This window comes from Streptomyces sp. NPDC051963, assembly GCF_044593495.1.
Classification (GTDB): domain Bacteria; phylum Actinomycetota; class Actinomycetes; order Streptomycetales; family Streptomycetaceae; genus Streptomyces.
Window position 1 is genome coordinate 652,825 of the sequence record NZ_JBIUCC010000003.1, and the last position, 21,344, is coordinate 674,168.

The following is a 21,344-nucleotide window of genomic DNA, read 5'->3' on the forward strand; positions in this document are numbered from 1 at the left end:
TTGGATCGCCTGGCAGGCACGGACCTGGAAGTCGGCCCGGACGCGGTGGGCGGGTGACCGGGCGGTCGGCGTCCGCCGTACTGCCTCCGTCGCTGCGTGCGTGGCTCGGGCTGATCTCGGCGCTCGCCACACTGGTGGTCGTCGTGCTCGGGGTCATGTACGCCGGCCACAGCGAGCCCGGCAGGGTGGACCGGTGGATCGTCGAGCCGACGGCGGACAGCGTGCGGCCGCCGTGGCGGCGTTTCGCTCTGGCCGTGGACTTCCTGGGAGAGCCGGCCGGAGCCGCGCTACTGATCGTGGCCGCCGTGGCAGGCTGCCTGCTGCTTCGGCGTCCTCGCGCGGCGGTGCTCATCGTTGCGGGCGCCACCCTGGCCGTGGGGACGGCGACGCTCCTCAAGCACCTGGCGGGACGCACCATCCACGGCGCCGACAACCTGTCCTACCCGAGCGGGCACACCGCCTTCATCACCGCGCTCGCCCTCATCGCAGCCCTGCTCGCGACCGACCGGCTCGGCCTCGGCAGGACGGCCGGTACGTCACTCGTGCTCGCCGCGGCGCTGGTCGCCGGTGCCGCGATGGGATGGGCGCAGGTCGCCCTGGGCGCGCACTACCCGACCGACGTCCTCGGCGGCTGGTGCACCGCGCTGGCGGTGATTCCGGCGACCGCATGGCTGGTCGACCGGACGGCCGACCGGTGGGCCGCCGCCGGTCGGCTGGAGCATCGCTGACGTCACGTCATGTGTCACGCCCGGCGCCGGAACACGGGCTTCACCGGCCGCCCGCCCAGCCAGGGGGTGGGGTCACCGGCGTCCAGTGCCTTCCGGTACACCGCACATGCCTGGGACACCACGTTCACGGTGTGATCGATGTCGGCGTCGCTGAGCGCGCTGCTCACCACGAACGACGGGGCCAGCACCCCGCCCGCGAGGAGCCGGCGCAGGAACAGGGTGCGGTACTGCTGCGACGGCTGCCCGTTCTCGTCGAGGGTGGCGAAGACCAGGTTGCTGGCCCGGCCCCGGACGACGACGTGGTCACCGACGCCCATGCCGGCCGCGGCGTCGCGGACACCGGCGGCCAACCGCTCGCCGAGGGCGTGGAGTTGTGCGGTGATGCCCTCCTCGACGTAGGTCGACTGCACGGCCATCGCGGCGGCCAGAGAGTGCGTTTCCGCACCGTGCGTGGTGGACAGCAGGAACACCCGGTCACCGGAGTGACGCAGCCCGCCCCGCTCCATCAGCTCGCGGCGCCCGGCCAGCGCGGAGACGGCGCACCCGTTGCCCAGCGCCTTGCCGAACGTGGAAAGGTCGGGGACGACGCCGTACAGGCCCTGAGCGCCCGACTCGGACCAGCGGAAGCCGGTGATCATCTCGTCGAAGATCAGTACGCAGCCGTGCCGGTCGGCCAACTCGCGCAGACCGGCGAGGTATCCGGGCGGCGGTTCGCTGTGACCGGCGGGTTCGAGGATCAGACAGGCGACCTCGCCCTGGTACCGGCTGAGCAGTTCCTCCGTGGCGGCCAGGTCGCCGTAGGGGAACGCCACGGTGAGTTCGGTGATCGCCTCCGGGATGCCGGCGGACATCGGCGTCGTACCGATGAACCAGTCGTCGACGGAGAAGAACGGATGGTCGCCGCAGATCGCGACCTTCGTGCGCCCGGTGGCGGCGCGGGCGAGGCGCACCGCGGCGGTGGTGACATCGGAGCCGTTCTTCGCGAACTTCACCATCTCCGCGGTCGGCACCGTGGCCAGGAAACGTTCCGCGGCCTCGACCTCCACGATGGACGGCCGGACGAAGTTGCTGCCGCGTTCGAGTTCCCGCCGCACCGCCTCGATCACCCGTGGGTGGGCGTGCCCGAGGCTGACCGACCGCAGGCCGGAGCCGTACTCGATGTAGCGGTTGCCGTCGATGTCCCACACATGGGCACCGCGGCCGTGGCTGATGACCGGGGCCAGGTTCTCCGGGTACTGGTCGTCGCCCTTGGCGTACGTGTGCGCGCCGCCGGGGATCATCGCGTGCAGGCGCTCGTTCGCCGTCCGCGACCGGGGCAGGACGAACTCTTCGGTCTCTTCGGTGTGTTCGGTGTCCACGCCGACCCTCACTTCTCTCTCTGCTTCAGGACCTCGGCGAGGCTCGGCGCCCTCCGGTCCCGCTCGGACATCAATGCGACCGGCAGCGGCCAGGGGATGGCGAGGTCCGGGTCGTCGAAGGCGATCGTCACGTCCTCGGCGGGATCGTGCGGGCGGTCGATCCGGTACGAGGTGTCGGCGGTCTCGGTCAGCGCCTGGAAGCCGTGCGCGCACCCCGCCGGGATGTACAGGGTCACCTGCGTCTCGCCGGACAGGTCGAAGAAGGCCCGGCCCAGGTAGGTCGGCGAGTCGGGCCGCAGGTCCACGACGACGTCGAAGATCTGCCCGTAGGAGCACCGCACCAGCTTGGCCTCGCCCGCGCCGGAGCGCAGGTGCAGTCCGCGCAGCACGCCCCGGACCGAGCGGGACACGCTGTCCTGGATGAAGGCGTCCGGGTCGAGGCCCACCGAGCGGACCACGTCGGCGTCGAAGGTGCGGCAGAAGAAGCCGCGTTCGTCGGCGTACGGCGTCGGCTCGAACAGGTACGCGCCGGCGATCTCCGGGACTTCGGTCGCTTTCATGGAGCCTCTCGCAGGGTGTGGGCGTGGTCGGCCGCCGGGAACACGGCCGCGGTCAACTCGCTGAACTGGCTCTGGAGTTGACCGGCGGCGATCAGGTTCCGCTCGGCGAGGGTGCGCCGTAGGTCCGCCGATCGCTTCTCCAGCGCCCGGAACTGCTCCAGCAGCCGGTCGGCGTCGATCTCGCGGGCCGGGTGGCAGTACTCGGCGAGTCCCATCCGGTCCATGAGCGCGTCGCTCTTCGCCGCGTAGCTGAGTGCGAGCGTCGGCGTGCCGGCCTTCAGCGCGCAGATCAGGTTGTGGTACCGGGTCGCCACCACGGTGTCGGCGGCGGCCGTCTCCTTCATCAGGTCGGCCAGCGAGGCCGCCTCGGCGGCGGTGACCAGCGGCGAGTTGACCGCTTCGATGATCGCGGCGACCACCGGCGCGTCGCACGCGTCGCCGGTGAGCAGCCGGACCGTCCTGCCGTCCTCGACCAGCGAGCGGACGAAACGGGTCGTCCCGTCGAGGTACCGCCGGTATATCTCGTCGGCCCGGGCACGGTCGTCGTTGCCGCCGTGGAAGTCCATGACGCCGACACAGACCGGGCCCGGCGGGTCCGAAGGTCCGGTCGCCGGGAGGGTCGGCAGGGCGAAGGCGAGGTCCGGGTAGACCTCGTCGCGCGCGGTGTCCACGCCCATCGCCCGCATCGCGTCACGGGACTGGGCGTCCCGGTACGACCGGTACGCGGCCAGCCGCGCCGACCAGCGCACCAGGGCCCGGGTCGCCCGGTCGCCGATCGGGGCGGCACCGACGCCGACCAGTGCGACCCGGGTGCGCAGCAGCCGGCCGCTCGCACAGAGCAGGAACAGCGAGTACGGGAAACCCCACGGCCGCAGCGGCAGCGTGGCCTCCAGGACGCCCATGCCCGGCACGATCACCACGTCGTGCCGGCGCACCCAGGCGGCGGTGCGGAAGACGTCAACGAGTTTGCCCAGACCCTTGCCCGCGATCGCGCCCGCACGTGACGCGGTCCGGTACTCGCCGCGGTACCAGTGCAGCCGCGTCGCGGGGATCCCGTACCGGGCCTCGACGACCTCGGGTCCGCCGCACAGCGCGTCCACGGCCGCCTCCGGGTGCTCGGCGCGGAGATACCCGAGCACTGCCTCCAGCGACCCGTCGTTGCCGAGGTTGCCGGAGCCGAGCAGGCCGAACACCCCGACGCGCACCGGAGTTCCGTCTGCGGACGTCATCCCTGTCGCCCTTCACGTCCGGCGACGACGTCGTCGACGGAGACGGTGAGCCGGGCGGGGTCGACCGGGGCGCGGTCCTCGACCCGCTCGCCGGCGCCGGGCCGGACCCGGCTGGTCATCCATGCGGCCAGGTGGCGGTAGCAGGCGCGCCGGTCGGCCGGGGACAACGGCGCCCGCCGGATCGCCGAGGCGAAGCCCCAGACGTACTCGGCGAGCAGCCGGGGCGTCGGGTGCAGCGGGCCTGCCCGGCGCGGGTCCAGGTTGATGCACCGGGCGCGCTTGCCGGGGTTCGCCCGTTCGGCGCGGGTGGGGTGGTCGCGGCGGAAGTACAGCAGCTCCGGCACCTGGTGGAAGGGTCCGTGCAGGGTGATCTCGGCGACGAACGTGCGGTCCGCGTGGTGGTAGCTGTCGTGCGGCTTCACCCGGCGCAGCATGTCGGCCCGCATCACTCCGTAGAAGTCGTCGCCACCGGGCTCGAAGAGCAGGCTGCGGAAACGTTCGGGCGCGTGCGGTGAGTCGGTGGCGAGCCCGTACTCGTAGGGGACCTTCACCTTGCCGTCGCCGTCGATGACCGCCTGGCCGGAGTGCGCGAGGACCACGTCCGGCCGCTCGTCCAGCGCCTGAACGCAAGCCCGGAGCAGGTCCCGGGCGTACAGGTCGTCGTGCGAGGCCCACTTGAACAGTTCGCCGCGGCACTGGGTGAACACGTAGTTGTGGTTCGGTGCGGCGCCGATGTTCCGGGGCAGCCGGAGATATCGGATCCGGGAGTCCAGCGCGGCGTACTTGCGGCAGATCTCCTCGGTCCCGTCGGTCGAGTCGTTGTCGGAGATGACCAGCTCGAAGTCCTCGTAGGTCTGGCCGAGCAGGGCGTCGAGCGACTCGGCCAGGTACTCCTCGCCGTTGTACACGGGCAGACCGATGCTGAGCCGGGGGTGGTGGGGGGTCATGGCGTCCTCACTTCGCGAAGGGTGTTCTGTTGGCGCTCGCGCAGGGCGGACCGCAGCTGAAGCCACCACGCGGCCGAGCCGCAGAGGGTCGCGGCGGCGACGCCCCAGGCCGAGCCGACCGTGCCGGCCACGACCGCACCGCCGAGCCCGCCGACGACGTAGCAGGTGGAGGCGAACAGCTGGCAGCGCAGGCTGCGCCGGGCCGCGGCGAGCGCGCGCAGCCCGGCCGCCGCGCCGGTGCCGAGTCCGGCACCCGCGACGCCGAGGGTGATCGGCACGATGAGCTGTGCAGCGGAGTGCCAGACGTCGCCGAGCACGAACTCGCCGGCCCGGTCCGGCATCAGCAGCAGCGCCCCGCCCCAGAGCAGCGCGGCGACGGCCTGTCCGCCGCCCAGCAGGAGGCAGAACGGGCCGAGGCGGTGCGGGTCGCGCCGCACCACCCGTGCCGCCTCCGCCACGGTGACCAGCGAAAGGCCCATCAGCACGGCCATGAACGGGCCGAGCAGGAGTTCGGCGCCCCGGACCACACCCACTGCGCTGACCCCGACGATCGCGCCGAGTCCGTACGCCCGCAGTTGGCTCGCGCCGCTGACGCCCACGTTCTCGACCAGATACCGGTAGCCGAGGTCCCGGTGATCGCGAAGCCACTGGCGGACTTCGGTCATCCGGGGCCGGATGCCGGACTGGAAGCAGCCGTACACCGCGGCCACCGCGGCGGAGCCGCCCCAGGCGAGCACGAATGCGGCCACGCCGCCCTCGCGGGCCGCCACGACCATGGCGGGGACGAGCGCGACACCCCACACCACGTCGTTGACGAACGCCTTCCGCCCGCTGCCGGCGGCGAAGAACGCGTACCGCCAGGCGTCCTGGAGCAGCAGCCCGGGAAGCATGACGCCGAGGCAGGCGAACGCGGGCCCCACACGGCCGCCGAGAGCCAGGCCGATCACCAGGCATGCCGCGCCGATGGCAGCACCCACGACCAGCGCGGTGCCCGTCGACCGGGCCACCGCCCCGCGCCAGGAGGTGTCCGGGACGCCACTGAAGCGCACCACGAGCGGGTCGGTGGCCACCCCGCGGGAGACGCTGAGCACCACGCCGTAGGTCACCCAGGCCAGGCTGAACACGCCGAACGCGGTCAGCCCCAGCGAGCGGGCCACATAGATCCCCACCGCGAAGTTGGAGATGCTGGAGGCCGCCTGGTCGGCCAGTCCCCAGGACAGCCGGCCCAGCAGGGCCCGCCCGCCGGTCGGCCCGGCCTGTCCGGCCCGGTCCGCCGGTGCGGTCGTCTTCTCCCCCTCGGTGGTCATCGTCGTCATGCCTTGATCAGCCCGGCGCCGTGCAGGGCGTCGGCCGCGGCGGTGACGGCGCTGAACGGCAGCCCGGACCGCTCGGCGACGTCCAGCAGACTGTGCTCGCCGTCGGAGAGGTTGAGCACCCAGAGCATGGCCAGCTGGGCCTGCTTGGTGTCGCTGCGGCCACCGAGCGCGTCGTACAACCCGCGTCGGCCCAGCTGGGGTTCGCCGTAGGGGCTGAGGTTGAGGTAGCTCCGGTTGCGGTCGAGGACGCCGAACGCCTCGCGGCAGACCGCGAGGGTGTCCGCCATCGCCTCCGGGGAGACGAAGTCCGGGTTGTCCGCCGAGGTGTGGTACTCGGGGTAGCCGGCGTACGGGGTCCGGCTGAGCGAGCCCACGCCGAGGTTGAACCCGGGCGAGCAGTACTGCCGCTCGTCGTAGCCGTACGGGCTGAACTCGGTGACGCTGTGCGGGCGTTCGGAGGCGGCCAGCACATGCCGCAGCACCCGGTCGATCTCCGCGTCGCCACGTCTGCTCTGCTTGTACGTCAGTTGGCCCGAGTCGCCGGCGCAGGCCAGCACGAGCCCGTGCTTGACCCGCTCGATCCGCTCCGCGTTGCGGGCCAGCCAGGTGATCGCCCCGATGGTGCCGGGCGCGTAGATGAACCGGTAGGTGTAGTACGGCGTCTGCTCGGCCAGCGTCCGGGCCAGGAACGTCGCCACCGCGATGCCGGCCAGGTTGTCGTTGGCCAGCGACGGGTGGCAGACGTGGCAGGAGACGATCACCTCGTCGGGGACCTGCCCGGGGACCACGTGCTCGGCATAGGTGAGGTGGCCGTCGGCGAGTGTGGAGTCGATGTGCACCTCGTAGTCGCCGTCCGGCAGCGCGTCCAAGGTGTCCTGGGCCAGGCAGAATCCCCACTCCGGCTTGTAGTAGCTGGTGCGGTACGGCACCCAACTCGGCTGTTCCGGAAGGGTGTGCAGGTGTTCGCGCAGCTCGGACAGCGGCATGGTCGCCGACACGGGCACGCTGTAGCCGAGCACGTGCAGGCTGGACGCGGCGAAGTCGACGACCCGGTGGCCGGTGGTGTCGGCGATGTACGCGTCCCGGATGTTCCACTCCTGCGGCACCGTCCAGTCGAGCACTTGAGTCCCGGTCGGCACTTCGTGCACCCGTAGCGGGACGTACTCGCCGACGATGTCCAGAGTGGCGCGCACGCCGTCGCCGGTGATGCTCCGGCAGAGCGGGTACAGCCGCTCCACCAGCTCATGCATTTCCTCCCCGACAGTGGTCACCGGCGCCACCGCAGGGTGTCGTCGACGGTGCCGGCGTCGGACGCCGCGCGCAGCACGGCAAGGCGCGTGAAGCGCTGCTCGAAGTCCTCCCGCGTCAGGTCGAACTTCCGGTAGGCGTCGGCCAGTTCGAGCGCGCCCTGCTTCACCGTCCATTCGCAGTCGAAGCCGGGGATCGCCGTGCGGAACCGGGAGAAGTCGACCCGGTAGGACCGGGGATCGGCGCCGTTCTCCCCGGTGATCACCACCTTCGCGCCGGACACCGCCTCGGCGACCTGCTCGGCGATCTCGGCGACCGTGACGTTGTTGATCTCGCTGCCGATGTTGAACGCCCGGTCGTGCACCGCTTCGCGCGGCGCGGTCAGCGCGGCCGTGAAGGCCCGGGCGATGTCGGCGGCGTGCACCAGCGGGCGCCAGGGAGTGCCGTCGGAGAGCACCAGGACCTCACCGGACAGAAGCGCGTGGCCCACCAGGTTGTTCAGCACGATGTCGGCGCGCAGCCGGGGCGAGTAGCCGAAGGCGGTGGCGTTGCGCATGAACACCGGGCTGAAGTCGCCGTCGGACAGCGCGTGCAGGTCGTCCTCCACCCGCACCTTGGACTCCGCGTACGGCGTCACCGGGCGCAGCGGCGCCTCCTCCCCCACCAGGCCTTCGCCGCCTGCGGCGCCGTAGACCGAGCACGTCGACGCGTACAGGAAGCGCCGTACTCCGGCGTCGCGGGCCAGCCGGGCCAGCCGTACGGACGCGTGGTGGTTGATGTCGTAGGTGAGTTCGGGCGCCAGCGATCCCAGCGGGTCGTTGGAGAGCGCGGCCAGGTGGATCACGGCGTCGACCCCGGCCACGTGTTCGGCCGTGACATCGCGCAGGTCCACCCGATGCCCGGGCGGATCGTCGGGCTGATCGCCCAGCACGCAGTCGGCGAAGAGGCCGGCGTCCAGACCGACGACCTCGTGTCCGGCGGCGGCGAGTACCGGGGCCATCACGGTGCCCAAGTAGCCCTGGTGTCCGGTCAGTAGTACGCGCAAGGTTCAGTCCCCCAGATCGAGCGTGAGTTTGGTGACGGCGAACGCCTCGGCGTATCGCTGGTGGCATTCGATGCCGCGGATCCGCGCGAGCCCGAGGAATGCCTCCCGGTCGTACCAGGGCCGCTGCCGCTGCGAGGGGTAGTGCTCCTGCAGCAGCCGCACCTTCTGTTCGGCGATCTCCGTCGACAGCGGCTGGTACGCCGCCATCCGGCCGAGGTCGCCGTCCCACTTGACGATCTCGTAGCCGAGCACGAGGTGGTCGCGGAAGGCGGTGGGCATCAGCTGTGCCAGGCCGCGGTGGTCCTGGTGCGCGTCATCGGTGCGCGGGGCCAGGACCAGATCCGGGTCGGTCTGCTCGCGCAGTTCCTCGACCGCGGCCTTGGCCTCCTCCCAGTGCGCGGGCAGCCGTCCGTCCGGCAGCTTGTGCACGGTCAGGCGCAGGTCGGCGCCCGGGCAGAAGGCGGCGAGTGCGGCCTGTTCCTCCTGCTCCCGCTCGCTGCCGCCGCCGGTGAGAACCAGTGCGTCGATACGGATGCCCGGCCGCCCTTGGCACAGCGTGAGCAGCGTGCCGCCGGCGCCGATGGCGATGTCGTCGCAGTGTGCGCCCACCGCGACGATCCGGTCCAGGGGCCCGGCCCCGAGCCGGATCACGTTCTCGCTCCGGCGCTGTCCCGCTCCCACACGGCCCACGGGCGCTCCCCCCGGGCATAGGCGGCGTCGAGCGCGGCCCGCTCCTTCACGGTGTCGGTCGGCTTCCAGAAGCCGCGGTGCTGGTGCGCCACCAGCCGTCCCTGCTTGGCCAGTTGGGCGCATCCGTCGGCGACCAGGTCCCCGTTCTCCGGTATGTGGTCGAAGACCTCCTGGCGGAGCACGAAGTAGCCGCCGTTCTCCCACAGCGGCAGTTCGCTCACCGCGGTGATGCCCCCGACCAGGCCGTCCTCGCCCAGCTCCACGCAGTGGAACGAGGACTGCGGCGGCACCACCATCATCGACGCACCGGCGTCACGCAGGGTGAACTTCTCGATCATCTCCGGCAGCGGGGCGTCGGTGAGCACGTCGGCGTAGTTGGCGAGGAACATCTCGTCGCCGTCCAGGTGGTGCCGCACCCGGCGCAGCCGCTCCCCGATCGGTGACTCGATGCCGGTCTGCGCGAAGGTGATCGTCCAGTCGGCTATGTCGGTGGACAGCAGCTCAGTCCGCCCGTGGCGCAGCACGAAGTCGTTGGACGTCGTCTCCTCGTAGTTGAGGAAGAAGTTCTTGATGTGGTGGGCCCCGTACCCGAGGCACAGGATGAACTCGGTGTGCCCGAAGTGCGCGTAGTAGCGCATGACGTGCCAGATCAGCGGCCGCGGGCCGACCATCGCCATCGGCTTGGGCACGTCGTCGGCGGCGCCGTTGCGCATCCGCATCCCGTAACCGCCGCAGAACAGAACGACCTTCATGACTTGACCTCGACAATGCTCAGTTCCGGGACGGGAAAGACCAGCCGGCCGCCCCAGTCGTGGATGAAGGACAGCTGCTCGACCAGCTCGGCCCGCAGGTTCCACGGCAGGACGAGGACGTAGTCGGGCTTGTCGGCGGCTATCTGCTCGGGCGGCAGGATCGGGATGCGGGTGCCCGGGGTGAACCTGCCGTGCTTGTAGGGGTTGCGGTCGACCGTGTACGCGAGCAGGTCGGGCCGGATGCCGCAGTGGTTGAGCAGGGTGTTGCCCTTGCCCGGGGCGCCGTAGCCGACGACCGTCTCGCCGCGCTCGGCCGCCTCGATGAGGAACTTCAGGAGGTCCCGGCGCACCTTGGCCACCCGGGCGGAGAACTCGGTGTACCCGGACAGCTCCTGGAGCCCGGCGGCCTTCTCCCGGTCCAGCACGTCGACCACCCGCTGCGTCGGCTCGCCGGCCACCTCGGCCGGGCGGGCCCACAGCCGGATGGAGCCGCCGTGCGTGGGCAGCAACTCGACGTCCACGAGCGCCAGTCCGCCGCTCGCCAAAGCCCGGATCGCGGAGGCGACCGTGTAGTACTGGAAGTGCTCGTGGTAGATCGTGTCGTACTGGTTCTCCTCGATCAGGGTCAGCAGGTGCTGCACCTCGATGGAGACCCAGCCGTCGTCGGCGACCAGGGCGCGCAGCCCCTGGGTGAACCCGACCACGTCGGGGATGTGCGCGTACACGTTGTTGGCCACGACCAGGTCCGCCGGGCCGTGTTCGGCGCGGACGGCGTCGCCGGTGGCCGGGTCCAGGAACTCCGTGACCGTGGGCACACCCTTCTCGCGCGCCGCGGCGCCGACGTTCACCGACGGCTCGATGCCGAGGCAGCGGATCCCGCGATCGACCACGTGCCGCAGCAGGTAGCCGTCGTTGCTCGCGACCTCGACCACGAAGGCGTCGGACCCGAGACCCACCCGCTGCACGGCATCCGCGACGAACGTGCGCGCGTGCTCCACCCAGGAGGTCGAGTACGACGAGAAGTACGCGTACTCCTTGAACGTCTCCTCCGGCGTGATCAGCGGCGGGATCTGCGCGAGCCAGCAGCCGGTGCAGACCCGTAGGTGCAGCGGGTACGCGGGCTCCGGCTGGTCCAGTTGGTCCGCGGCGAGAAAGCTCTCACACGGCGGCGTCGCTCCAAGGTCGACGACGCTCGCCATCGCTTCCGAGCCGCAGAGTCGGCATCGTGTCATCTACTGTCCCCATCCCCCCTGCTCGCGCGGGTGTCCCCGCCGCGAGCCAGTGCTGACCGTCCCGCGATCGCGGTGCGGTACTCATCCACCAGGCGCTCCAGGCCGACGGCCGGGCTGAAACCCTGCTCGTATCGGCGCCGGGCCGCCCGGCCCATCTCCCGGCCCAGGGCCGGCTCGGCCGCGATCCGGCGTATGCAGGCCGCGAGCGAGGCGGCCTCACCCGGCCGGTGCAGCAGCCCGGTCACGCGGTCGTCGACGAGTTCGACGAAGGCGCCGTGGCCCGCGGCGACGGTCGGGACCCCGGCCGCCATCGCCTCCACGACCACCAGGCCGAACGCCTCCAGCCACGTCGAGGGGGCCACCACGGCGACCGACCTCGCGATGACCTGCCGGCACTGCTCCGGGTCGTACAGGCCGACGTAGCGCACGTCGTCCCGGCCCGCGGCCCAGGCGGTCACCTCTTGCTCCAGTGGGCCGGTGCCGGCGATCACAAGCGGTACTCCCACACCGCCGCTCGCCGCGATCTCGTCCCACGCGGTCATGAGCAGCCGTACGCCCTTGGCCTCCGCGAGCCGGCCGAGGAAGAGCACATGCTCGCCGTCGCCCGTCCGGCGAGTGCCGGGGTCGGGCACGAAGTTGTGCTTCACGGCCAGCCGCTCGGCGGGCATGCCGGCGCGCACCAGGACGTCGCGCTGCGCCGCGGAGATGCAGAAGAACCGCTCCACGCCGGACCACCACCGCCGCCGGTTGACCGACAGGCTGACCGCGAGCGGCACCGTCGCCAGCCGGGAGTTCCGGTAGCAGCCGTGCCGGACGGCGGGCAGCGGCGTGGAGCCGACGCACTCGGTGCACGGCCGGCCGTCCCGCTGGAGCGTGCCGGGCGGGCAGACCTGGGTGTAGTTGTGCAGCGTGGCGACGGCGGGCACCCCGGCGTCGGCGCAGGCGGCGAGCACCGCGGGCGACAGAAGCGGGAAGACGTTGTGGACGTGGACCACGTCCGGCCGTTCGGTGCGCAGCCGGGCGGCGAGTTCCGTGCGGACCGCCGGGTTCCACGGCACCAGGAGCGGCAACGCGGCCTTGCTGAGCAGGGACCGGGCGGCGATGTCGTCGCTGCGCCGCTCGAACACGTCGACCCGATGGCCGGCCGCGCGCAGCAGCTCCACCTCCTGGTCGACGACCTTGTTCTCCCCGCTCGGCTGCGCCGAGGCGTAGCGGTTGTGCACCACCAGAACGTGCATGGTCAGGTCACCTCCGATCTACGGGCCCAGCGCGGGACGTGTCGTCGAGGGGCTTCGGGCGTCGCAAGAGGAGCGGCCCCGGTGGGCGCCGCGACGGGCGCCGTGGCAGGTGCCGCCAACAGCGAGGCGGCCAGGGCCAGATGGAGCAGATACGGGGAGGCGTCGCCGAGGCCGGCCTCGGTGTACGACGCGATCGCGCAGTAGCTGATCAGGAAGATCGCGCAGGCCCTCTGCAGCGACGGTGGCCGCAGCAACGCGACGCCGCCCAGCACGATGATGATCGCCGCCACCAAGGAGACGCCGGTCAGACCCTGTTCCTGGTAGACGGCCAGCCAGCTGTTGTCGATCGGCAGCCCGCCGAACGACTTGTCGCCCAGGCCCATGCCGAACAACTTCTCCGAGGTCGTCCGGGGCGCTGCCAGCAGGGCTTCCCAGACCTTGGCCCGGCCGGTGAGGTCGGAGAAGTTCTCCTGGCTCTGCCCGCGCAGGAACCACGCCTGCAGCGCGGAGCTGAACCCCACGGCGGCCACCGTGGCGCACAGCACCGTCCAGGTGAAGAACCGGCGGGCCGCCGCGCTGGTCAGGATGAGCGAGCCGATCGCCAGCGCCAGCCCGATGAGCAGGCCGAGCGTGGCCGTCCGGGTGTGGGTCAGCGCGAGCAGGATCAGTGACGGCACGATGACCACCGCCGCGCTGACTTTGTCGGTCCGGCGGCCCACCACGAGCAGCACGGTGAGCCCGATGATCACCGCGGCGTACTGTCCGATCTGCGGCGGGGTGAGCGGCCACAACGCGCCGACAAGGCGTCCGCCGTAGAGGTCGGGCAGGGCGGCGCCCGGTGAGATGAGCAGGCCGGCGGCCACCGACCCGAGCACCACGAAGTACATCCGTATGTGGTGCCGTACGAACGCCAGGCCGCCGTCCCACCAGCGGCTGAGCAGCCACAGCGTGCCGATGAAGAGAGCCAGCCGGGCGCAGCGGAACAGCGCGCCGAACCCGGATTCCAGGTTCACGCTGGAGATCAGGCTCGGCACCAGCAGCAGGGTGAGCAGGAACACGAAGGCGCTGGGCCGGATCCGCAGCCGGAGATTGACGGCGAGCGCCAGCGCGAACGCGGCGACCAGCGCGCCCATGGTGACCATCTGGATGAGGGAGCGGGGCAGCGGAATGATGGTCTTCGCCCCGGCGGAGCCGAGCGTGTTGAGGACCAGCAACCCCCAGACGATCCCCACGACCTTCGGTGTGCCGGCCGGACGCGGTTCGGCGCCGGGCCGGGTGTCCACCGTGTCCGGTCCGCCCAGCCGTCCGCCGCGCCGCAGGTCTGCTCCGCCCATCTCAACCACCGGCCCGCGGGTCGAGGGTGCTGCCGGCGTCCTGCTGGTAGGGCGTGCCCTGCCACTGCGCGAAGTCGAGCACCCGGCTCTGGTCCTGGGCGACGAACTTCCATGGTCCGACATAGACGTTGTCGTGCCAGCGGTTGTGCTGCTTGGTGGTGATCGCCTCGGCCACCCGCTCGCCCTTGTACGGCGACCAGTCCGGATAGGTGCCGTAGTTGGCAAGGACCGCCATCCGGTCGCACATCACCGTGCACTTGACGACGGACGTGTCCAGCACGAAGCGGTTGTCGTGGATGTCCACCCGCTGGGTCTTCCACCGGCAGTCGGCGTAGAGCGGCGCGGTGGAGATCGCCGGCTTCGCGCAGTGGTCGGTGTCCTTCACCAGCAATGTGCAGTCACCGGAGGAGGTGTTGGCCGGGCTGTTGCAGAACCGGTCGGCGTTCTCCCACAGGGTGATCCCGGACCAGTTGTTCTCCAGCACGTTCCGGTAGACCTCGATCTTGCCGGTGCGGGCCTTGACCCGTGGCTCGCCGCCGGACTCGGACAGGTAGACGGTCGCGTACGGGAAGTCGTCGCCACGCTCGGCTTCCCTGCGGCCGTCGACCCAGTTGTTCCGCCTGATCGTGTTGTTCCGGATGACCGCGTTGTAGCTGGTCTCGTAGATCAGCGCGGCACCGTCGTTGGCCTCGATCACGTTGTTCTCGATGCGGAAGTCGTTGTTGTTGGTGTCCGCCCACAACCCGGTTCCACGGTTGTCGTGCACCCAGTTGCCGCGTATGTCGGCGCCGTTGACGGCCCAGAACTTGATGCCTCCGGTGCAGCCGCAGCCCTCGCGCCGCCGCTCCCAGTCGCCGGTGTTGTTGCCCACGATCTCGTTGCCCTCGACCACCAGGCCGCTGATACGGCCCTTGGCCTGGTACGCGTTCATGCCGTACTGACCGTTGCCGCGCAGGCAACTGTCGCGGACCTGCTGGCGGGCCCCGGCCATCAGACCGGCGGCGGAGTTGTACTGGATCGTCGCGTGCTCGATCACCCATCCGTCGGCCGAGTCGTGGTTGACCACGCCCTCGTCGTGCGGCGCGACGAAACGCTGCACGGTCAGATGGCTGATGGTGACGTCGCCGGCATTGCCGCCGAACGCGTACTGGTTCTTCTTCCCGCCGTCGAGCACCGCGCCCGGCGCGCCGATGTAGCGGTTCCCCTCCTTGGGGATGACCTGGGCGTAGCGGTCCGGGTCGAGCCGGTGCTTGCCCGGTCGAAGCCAGAACGTGGTGTTCGCAGGACTGCTCTTGGTCTTCGCCGCCAGGTCGCCGACCACCGCGGGGTCGACGGTCACCGCGCCCGCCGGCGCCTTCGCCGGCCCGGCCGCGGGATTGGCGCACACGCGGGCCACGGACACGGCTGCGGACGTGGACTTGGACGGCGCGTCGTTCGGCTCCGCCCCGGCGTCCGACGTGCCCACGCACCCGGTCGCCAGCAGGCCCAGCGCCAGCGGTGCCGCCGCCGACGCCCAGTGCCGAATCCTGATCCTCACTCGCCCCCCCTAGCCGCGGAACCTGAGCACGGTGGTGAAGCCCTCCGCGCCCTCGGCGAAACCGGTTCCGACCAGCGTCGTGGCGGGTTCCTTGCGCCCGAATCCGGCGGAGTACCAGCCCAGCGGCGGGTCACTCTCACCGCGGTGCGCCCGCCAGGACAGCTGCCCGGGCAGGTCGAGCACCGCGGAGCGCCCCTCGCCGTCCCGGGTCCAGGTGAGCGCCGCCCGGTGCCCCACCAGGTCCGCGGCGATCGCCGGGCCGAGGTGGAACGCCAGGCGCACGGGCCGGCGCGGGCCGTTCTGGCCGCGCACCTCGTCGACCACCGTCAGCTCCCGGCTCCCGGCCGTCAGCTCCACCCGGCGGCGGTGCACCGCGCCATGGGCGCGCTGGTATCCGTCGTGCTCGGCGCACCAGCGGGCCATCCCCCCGTCGGAGGCGCCGGACGTGTCCGCTGCCAGCACGCGGCTGCGGGCCTGCCGGGTCCACAGGAACGGGCCGCCGGAGACGGACTGGTCACTGTCGTCCAGTTGCAGGGTGTTGTGGCCGAGGGTCGAGCGGAAGTACTGCCGCCACTCTGGTTGCCCGTGGTAGCAGTACGTCCCCGGGTCGGCGAGGACGTCGACCCCGTCGTGCCGGACCTCCACGGACAGCGCGTCGGCGTGGCCGTGCGCGGCGATGGACAGGAAGCCGTGCGGGCCACCGTCGCAGCGGCACCAGATCTCCTCCGGACCGCGCAGGATCGTGAGCCCCGCGTCGGCGAAGTGGGCCGGTCGGCTCACCGGGCGGGTCACGGCCGGTTCAGTGGGCTTGAGGAACGCGGCCAGCAACGGGGTGCGCACATCGGTGCCGGTCACCGCCGGCCACCAGTCGAGCCGGCCGAACACGGCGTCCCCGGTGGCCAGGAGCGAAGCCCAGCGGTCGGTGCCCGCGCCGTCCACGACCAGACCGTGCCCGTCGTCCGCGTCCCCCTGGCGCGGCGGCCGTAGCCGGTTGTCCACGACGGCCGCGAGCGCGTCGGTCATCCGCAGCAGCACCAGCCGGATCGATGCGGGGACCGGCACGTCGGCGGCGTCCGCCTCGGCCACCGCGGCCAGACCGAGTTCCAGCACGAGTCCGTGATACTCGGTGGCCAGTTCGCGGTTGAGACCGGAGCCGAAGGTGTTGCCGCGCAGGTGTCGCTCCAGCGACCGCAGTGCGTCGTCCCGCCAGCGCGCCGAGGAGGGGAACCACCCGAACGCGCAGGCCCCGGCGAGCTGCCCGGCGGCCTCGGCGATGACGTGGTTGTTCGCCGACGACCCCCGGCTGGGGAAGGCGGCCAGCCAGCGCTGGTGGTGCCAGATCTGGTTCAGCGCCACCGGGTTGTCCTCGAAGAGACCGGCCGCGCCCGGCCAGCCGTCGAGGAGCCGGCGGATCCACACCCAGGCAAGGAGCCGGATGCCCAGCTCGATGCCGCTGATCCAATGCACGCCGCGCAGCGGTGGGTTGGCCGTCCACCACGACCGCAGATGCTCGGCCACGCGCTCGGCGTACCGCTCGTTCCCGGTGATCGCGTACGCGGCGGCGAGCACGGTGAGGTACTGATGCCGGGACAGCTCCCAGATCTGCTTGATGTCCCCGACCGCGTCCTCGTTCCGGTACGGCACGTCGAAGGCGTAGCCCCAGGGAGCCCGGCGCCCGGTCTTCGGGTCGCACCACCAGTCGGGGTCGACCAGGTCGTCGCGGACCACGCCGAAGAACTCGACGTGCCCGTACATCAGCCGGTCCGCTTCGGCGATGAGACGTTTCGCCGCGTCCGGGGGTATGGCCGCGATCGTGCCGGCGGGCAGTACCGCGGAGAACCGGGCTCCGGTCACCGTCGGGCAGTCCGGCCGCGCCGAGCGCCACCGCCGCCTGCGCACGGCGTCGCCCACCCGGCCGCCGACCTCCCGCGGTCCCATCCGGGACAGCCGCCGCAGGTACCAGCCCGCGCTCATGGTCATCGTGCCCTCGCCAACGTCACCGGCGCGCCGCCCGCCAGGCCGGCCTGCACGGCGAGGGTGGCCGCCGTGGTGGCGACCAGCGACTCCAGCGGCACCGGCATCGGCCCGCCGGTCCGCACGGCCTTGGTGAACGCGGCCAGTTCGGCGTTCTGGCCCTTGTCCCGGGCCTTGGGCAGCCGCGAACTGACCCACTTCTTGGGGCCGTACACCGAGGCACGGACGAAGTCGTCGAGCCGCAGCACCTTGCCGTCCGCGACGAGATCCAACGTCTCCTTGGGGAAGCCGGCCGCGCCCGTGGTGACGTAGCTGATGGTGGCGGTGGACTCGTCCGGGTAGCGCAGCACGATCTGCAGGTCCTCGTTGCCGGACGTGGCGACCGAGTACACCGAGACCGGGTCGGATCCGAGCAGCCAGCTCGCCGTGTCGATGAAGTGTCCGCCCTCGCCTGCGAACCGCGAGCCCTCGGTGCCCTGTTGGAGGTACCAGCTGCCGTGCTGCAACCGGCCCGCGTTGACCAGGTAGCGCAGGCTCGCCGGACCGCTCCGGGCGCCGAACCGCTCCCGTGCCTCTTGCAGCAGCGGCGCGAACCGGCGGTTGAAGCCCACCTGAAGCCGGTCGTTGCCGGACTCCTCCACCGCCGCGAGCACACCGGCCAGCTCGTCCTCGGTGAGGGCGAGTGGCTTCTCCACGAAGACGGTCTTGCCGGCCAGCAGTGCCTGCCGGGTCAGTTCGGCGTGCGAGCTGTGCCGGGTGACCACGAACACCGCGTCGATGGACTTGTCGCCGAGCACGGCGTCGAGATCGGTGGTCGCCTCGGCGAAGCCGAACTTCCGCTGCGCGTTGGCCGCGGACAGCGCCGTCGTGGTGACGACGGTCGACAACTCGACGCCGTCGCGCTGTGTCAGGTGCGGCAGCAGCATCGACGTCGCGTAGTTGCCGGCGCCGACGAACGCGAGCCGTACGGGCGTCTTGGCGGCCCGGGTGGGATTCCGCTGCACGTTCACCGCGGGCACAGCCACCGCCGGAGCCGCCGCCTCCGCCGTATGTTCGGGGTACCGGAACAGCACGGCCACGGCCTTCAGTTCGCCTTCTTTCAGGCGCCGGTACGTCTCCACGGCGTCGTCGAAGTCGGCGACGTGGGAGACCAAGGGCTCCACGTCGACGCGCCCGCGGGCGAGGAGGTCCAGGAAGCACGCCAGGTTGCGGCGCTCGGTCCAGCGCACATAGCCGATCGGGTAGTCGCGCCCCTCCAGCTCGTACTCCGGGTCGTAACGGCCGGGGCCGTACGAGCGCGAGAACCGGACGTCGAGCTCCTTCTCGTAGTACGCGTTCCACGGCAGGTCCAGTCGGCACTTGCCGATGTCGACGACCCTGCCGCGGTCCCGGCAGAGCCGGGCGGCCAGCTCGACGGGCTGGTTGGTGCCGCCGCCGGCGGCCAGGTACACCTGGTCCACGCCGTGGCCGTCGGTGAGTTCGGCGACGGCGGCTTCCACGGCCGCGGACGCGGGGTCGCCGCAGGCCGCGGCGCCCAGGCGTTCGGCGAGCTCGCAGCGCACCGGGTCGGGGTCGGCCCCGACGACGCGGACCCCCGCGGCGGAAAGGAGCTGCACCACCAGCTGCCCGATCAGCCCGAGGCCGATGACCAGGGCCGCCTCGCCGAGCTGCGGCTCGCCCTGGCGGACGCCCTGCATCGCGATCGACCCGACGGTGCCGAAGGCGGCGTGCCGCGGCGCGAGGCCGTCCGGCACCGGGACGTAGAGGTTCTTCGGCACCCAGTTCAGCTCGGCGTGCAACGCGTGCTCGTTGCCGGCGCAGGACACGAGGTCGCCGACCTTCACATCGTCGATCCCGGCGCCGACCTGCTCGACCACCCCGCACAGCGAGTAGCCCAGCGGCGTGTAGGAGTCCAGCTTGCCCATCACCTTGCGGTAGGTGGCGGGCACCCCGTTGGTGGCCACGCTCTGCATGACCTTGGCCACCTGGTCCGGCCGGGAGCGGGCCTTGCCCAGCATCGACATGCCGGCCTCGGACACCTTCATGAGCTCGGTCCCGGTGGAGATCAGGGAGTAGGCGGTACGGACCAGCACACCGCCCGGCTTGCACCCCGGCACCGGCACGTCGAGCACCGCCAGCTCGCCGCTCTTGTAGTTCTGTACGACCTGCTTCACTCGAAGTCCCCTTGTTTCTCAGCCGTCTTCGCAGTCTTCGCCGTCTTCTACGCCGCCGAGCGAGCGCTCCGACCGGACCCGGAGGTCGCGTCGCGATACCAGTACTCGAGCGTCAGCACATGCCACAGATGCTTGGAGAAGTCCCGCTGCCCGGCGGCGTCCTCGGCGACCATCCGCGCCAGCGCGTCACGGCGCAGGAGCCCGGAGTTGACGAGCACACCGTCGTTGACCACCTCGCGCACCAGCGGCGCCAGGTCCCGGCTCATCCAGGCGCGCAGCGGGGCGCTGAACAGGCCCTTGGGCCGGTACACGATCTCCCGCGGCAGGATCGAGGTGGCCGCCTCCTTGAGCACGGCCTTGCCCTGCCGCCCTACGATCTTGCGGTCGCCGGGCACCGCGAACGCCGCCTTGACCACCTCGACGTCCACGTACGGCACCCGTACCTCGGTCGAGGCGGCCATGCTGGAGCGGTCCGTGTAGGCGAGGTTCAGGCCCGGCAGGAACATCCGGGCGTCGCCCAGGCACATGCGGTTGACGAAGTCGTCGAGGTCGTTGTCCTGGTAGACGTCCGCGTGCTCGGTCAGTACGTCGTCGACCGTCCCGGCCAGGTCCGGATCGACCAGGGCGAGCAACTCCGCCTGGTCGTACATGGTGTAGCTGCGCCGGAACGCGGTCTCCTCCGGCAGATCGGCGAAGGACAGGAACCGCTTCGCGAAGCGCACCGACCGATACCCCCGGCGGGCCGTTGCGACCGGCAGCCGGTCCACGGCCGCGGACACACCGCGCCGCAGGGGCCGCGGGACGCGCTGGTAGCGCAGCGCGAGCAGGTTGGCCAGGTGCTTGCGGTACCCGGCGAACAGCTCGTCGGCGCCCATCCCCGAGAGCATCACCTTGACCCCGGCCTCCCGGGCGGCCTCGCAGATCAGGAACGTGTTGATCGCGGCGGGGTCACCGATCGGCTCGTCCAGGTGGTACGTCATCTGCGGCAGCAGATCGAGCACGTTCGGGGCGATCTCGATCTCGTGCAGGTCGACGCCGAACCGCTCGGCCACCTGCCGGGCGTAGCGCAGGTCGTCCGGCATCGCCTCGAACTTGGCGTCCTCGGCGCGGAATCCGATCGTGTAAGCGGAGATCCCGGGCCGGTCGCGGGCCGCAAGCGCGGTCAGGTAGCTGGAGTCGAGGCCGCCGGAGAGGAAGGTCGCCACGGGTACGTCGGAGAGCAGGTGACGGCGCGTCGACTCCTCGACGATGGCGGCCAGGTCCGGCTGCTCCCCTGCACGGGCTCGCTCCTGGCCCTCGGCGGCGACGTCCTTCAGGTTCCAGAACCGGCCGCGCTCGACCCGGCCGTCGGGCCGGCACCTCAGCCAGCTGCCCGGCGGCAGCTTCTCCGCCTCGCGGAACGCGCACCGTGAGTCCGGCACCCAGTAGTAGAGCAGCGAGGCGACCAGCGCCGCATGGTCCACCTCCAGCGTCCCGCCGGTCGCGGCGGCGAGCGCCTTGAGCTCGGAGGCGAACACCAGGCCGCCGCCGCGCCGGAGCAGGAACAGCGGCTTGATGCCCAACTGGTCGCGGGCCAGGACCAGTTCGCCGGTCCGCTCGTCGAAGATCCCGAACGCGAACATGCCGCGCAGCCGGGGCAGACAGTCCGTGCCCCAGCGCCGCCAGGCCTCGAGGAGCACCTCGGTGTCGGAGGTACCGCGGAAGCGCACCCCGGCGGCCGCCAGTTCGGCGCGCAGCTCGGGCGCGTTGTACAGCTCGCCGTTGTAGGTGAGGGCGAGGCCGCCCGAGACCATCGGCTGGGCGCCGGTCTCGGACAGGTCGATGATGGACAACCGGCGGTGCCCGAGCTGCACTTCGCCGTCACCGACGGGGTGGCCGTACCGGCCCGCCCCGTCCGGACCGCGGTGGGCGAGGGTGTCGGTGAGCCGGTCGGTCACGGCCTTCCCGTCGGGCCATCGGTAACTGCCTGCGATGCCACACAT

Annotated in this window: 17 protein-coding genes; 1 reads left to right on the forward strand and 16 read right to left on the reverse strand. The window is 71.6% G+C overall.

Annotated elements, in window-relative coordinates:
* Positions 1–53 precede the first annotated feature (53 nt).
* Complete coding sequence (locus ACIHFB_RS15220) at positions 54–728, forward strand: phosphatase PAP2 family protein (RefSeq protein ID WP_365286062.1); 675 nt, start codon at positions 54–56, stop codon at positions 726–728.
* 14 nt (positions 729–742) lie between these two features.
* Here ACIHFB_RS15220 and ACIHFB_RS15225 read toward each other — a convergent pair whose 3' ends face one another.
* From ACIHFB_RS15225 to asnB, 16 genes are read right to left on the reverse strand one after another with little or no spacing between them, the layout of a single operon-like run.
* Positions 743–2,086: a glutamate-1-semialdehyde 2,1-aminomutase gene (locus tag ACIHFB_RS15225; protein ID WP_400127007.1), complete on the reverse strand. Its 1,344-nt coding sequence runs from the start codon at positions 2,084–2,086 to the stop codon at positions 743–745.
* 8 nt (positions 2,087–2,094) lie between these two features.
* Entirely contained in the window at positions 2,095–2,646 is a 552-nt protein-coding gene (rfbC, locus tag ACIHFB_RS15230; RefSeq protein ID WP_400127008.1) for a dTDP-4-dehydrorhamnose 3,5-epimerase, read from the reverse strand.
* Positions 2,643–3,875 carry a polysaccharide pyruvyl transferase family protein gene (locus ACIHFB_RS15235; protein WP_400127009.1) on the reverse strand — a complete coding sequence of 411 codons (1,233 nt, stop codon included), beginning with the start codon at positions 3,873–3,875 and terminating at the stop codon, positions 2,643–2,645. Before ACIHFB_RS15235 ends, rfbC begins: the two co-directional genes overlap by 4 nt.
* Complete coding sequence (locus ACIHFB_RS15240; protein ID WP_365286070.1) at positions 3,872–4,822, reverse strand: glycosyltransferase family 2 protein; 951 nt, start codon at positions 4,820–4,822, stop codon at positions 3,872–3,874. The genes ACIHFB_RS15235 and ACIHFB_RS15240 overlap by 4 nt, the downstream gene beginning before the upstream one ends.
* Entirely contained in the window at positions 4,819–6,129 is a 1,311-nt protein-coding gene (locus tag ACIHFB_RS15245; protein WP_400127169.1) for a hypothetical protein, read from the reverse strand. The genes ACIHFB_RS15240 and ACIHFB_RS15245 overlap by 4 nt, the downstream gene beginning before the upstream one ends.
* A 5-nt stretch (positions 6,130–6,134) precedes the next feature.
* Positions 6,135–7,418: a DUF4910 domain-containing protein gene (locus ACIHFB_RS15250; RefSeq protein WP_400127010.1), complete on the reverse strand. Its 1,284-nt coding sequence runs from the start codon at positions 7,416–7,418 to the stop codon at positions 6,135–6,137.
* On the reverse strand, positions 7,406–8,431 hold the full coding sequence (locus ACIHFB_RS15255; RefSeq protein WP_400127011.1) for an NAD-dependent epimerase/dehydratase family protein: 1,026 nt from the start codon (positions 8,429–8,431) through the stop codon (positions 7,406–7,408). Before ACIHFB_RS15255 ends, ACIHFB_RS15250 begins: the two co-directional genes overlap by 13 nt.
* A 3-nt stretch (positions 8,432–8,434) precedes the next feature.
* Positions 8,435–9,082 (reverse strand): PIG-L deacetylase family protein, encoded by a 648-nt coding sequence (locus ACIHFB_RS15260; protein ID WP_400127171.1) that lies wholly within the window; start codon positions 9,080–9,082, stop codon positions 8,435–8,437.
* Positions 9,079–9,873, reverse strand: a complete 795-nt coding sequence (locus tag ACIHFB_RS15265; protein ID WP_365286076.1) for a glucose-1-phosphate cytidylyltransferase — start codon at positions 9,871–9,873, stop codon at positions 9,079–9,081. The genes ACIHFB_RS15260 and ACIHFB_RS15265 overlap by 4 nt, the downstream gene beginning before the upstream one ends.
* Positions 9,870–11,105, reverse strand: coding sequence for a methyltransferase domain-containing protein (locus ACIHFB_RS15270; protein WP_400127012.1), 1,236 nt, complete (start codon positions 11,103–11,105; stop codon positions 9,870–9,872). Before ACIHFB_RS15270 ends, ACIHFB_RS15265 begins: the two co-directional genes overlap by 4 nt.
* On the reverse strand, positions 11,102–12,343 hold the full coding sequence (locus ACIHFB_RS15275) for a glycosyltransferase (protein WP_365286080.1): 1,242 nt from the start codon (positions 12,341–12,343) through the stop codon (positions 11,102–11,104). Before ACIHFB_RS15275 ends, ACIHFB_RS15270 begins: the two co-directional genes overlap by 4 nt.
* A gap of 2 nt (positions 12,344–12,345) precedes the next feature.
* Positions 12,346–13,677, reverse strand: coding sequence for an O-antigen ligase domain-containing protein (locus ACIHFB_RS15280; RefSeq protein ID WP_400127013.1), 1,332 nt, complete (start codon positions 13,675–13,677; stop codon positions 12,346–12,348).
* Position 13,678: 1 nt separating this feature from the next.
* Positions 13,679–15,214 (reverse strand): right-handed parallel beta-helix repeat-containing protein, encoded by a 1,536-nt coding sequence (locus tag ACIHFB_RS15285; protein ID WP_400127014.1) that lies wholly within the window; start codon positions 15,212–15,214, stop codon positions 13,679–13,681.
* Between the two features lie 9 nt (positions 15,215–15,223).
* Positions 15,224–17,194: an alginate lyase family protein gene (locus ACIHFB_RS15290; RefSeq protein WP_400127015.1), complete on the reverse strand. Its 1,971-nt coding sequence runs from the start codon at positions 17,192–17,194 to the stop codon at positions 15,224–15,226.
* A complete protein-coding gene (locus tag ACIHFB_RS15295; RefSeq protein WP_400127016.1) occupies positions 17,191–19,362 on the reverse strand; it encodes a bi-domain-containing oxidoreductase in 2,172 nt (723 codons plus the stop codon). The genes ACIHFB_RS15290 and ACIHFB_RS15295 overlap by 4 nt, the downstream gene beginning before the upstream one ends.
* A gap of 47 nt (positions 19,363–19,409) precedes the next feature.
* Complete coding sequence (gene asnB, locus ACIHFB_RS15300) at positions 19,410–21,344, reverse strand: asparagine synthase (glutamine-hydrolyzing) (protein ID WP_365286090.1); 1,935 nt, start codon at positions 21,342–21,344, stop codon at positions 19,410–19,412.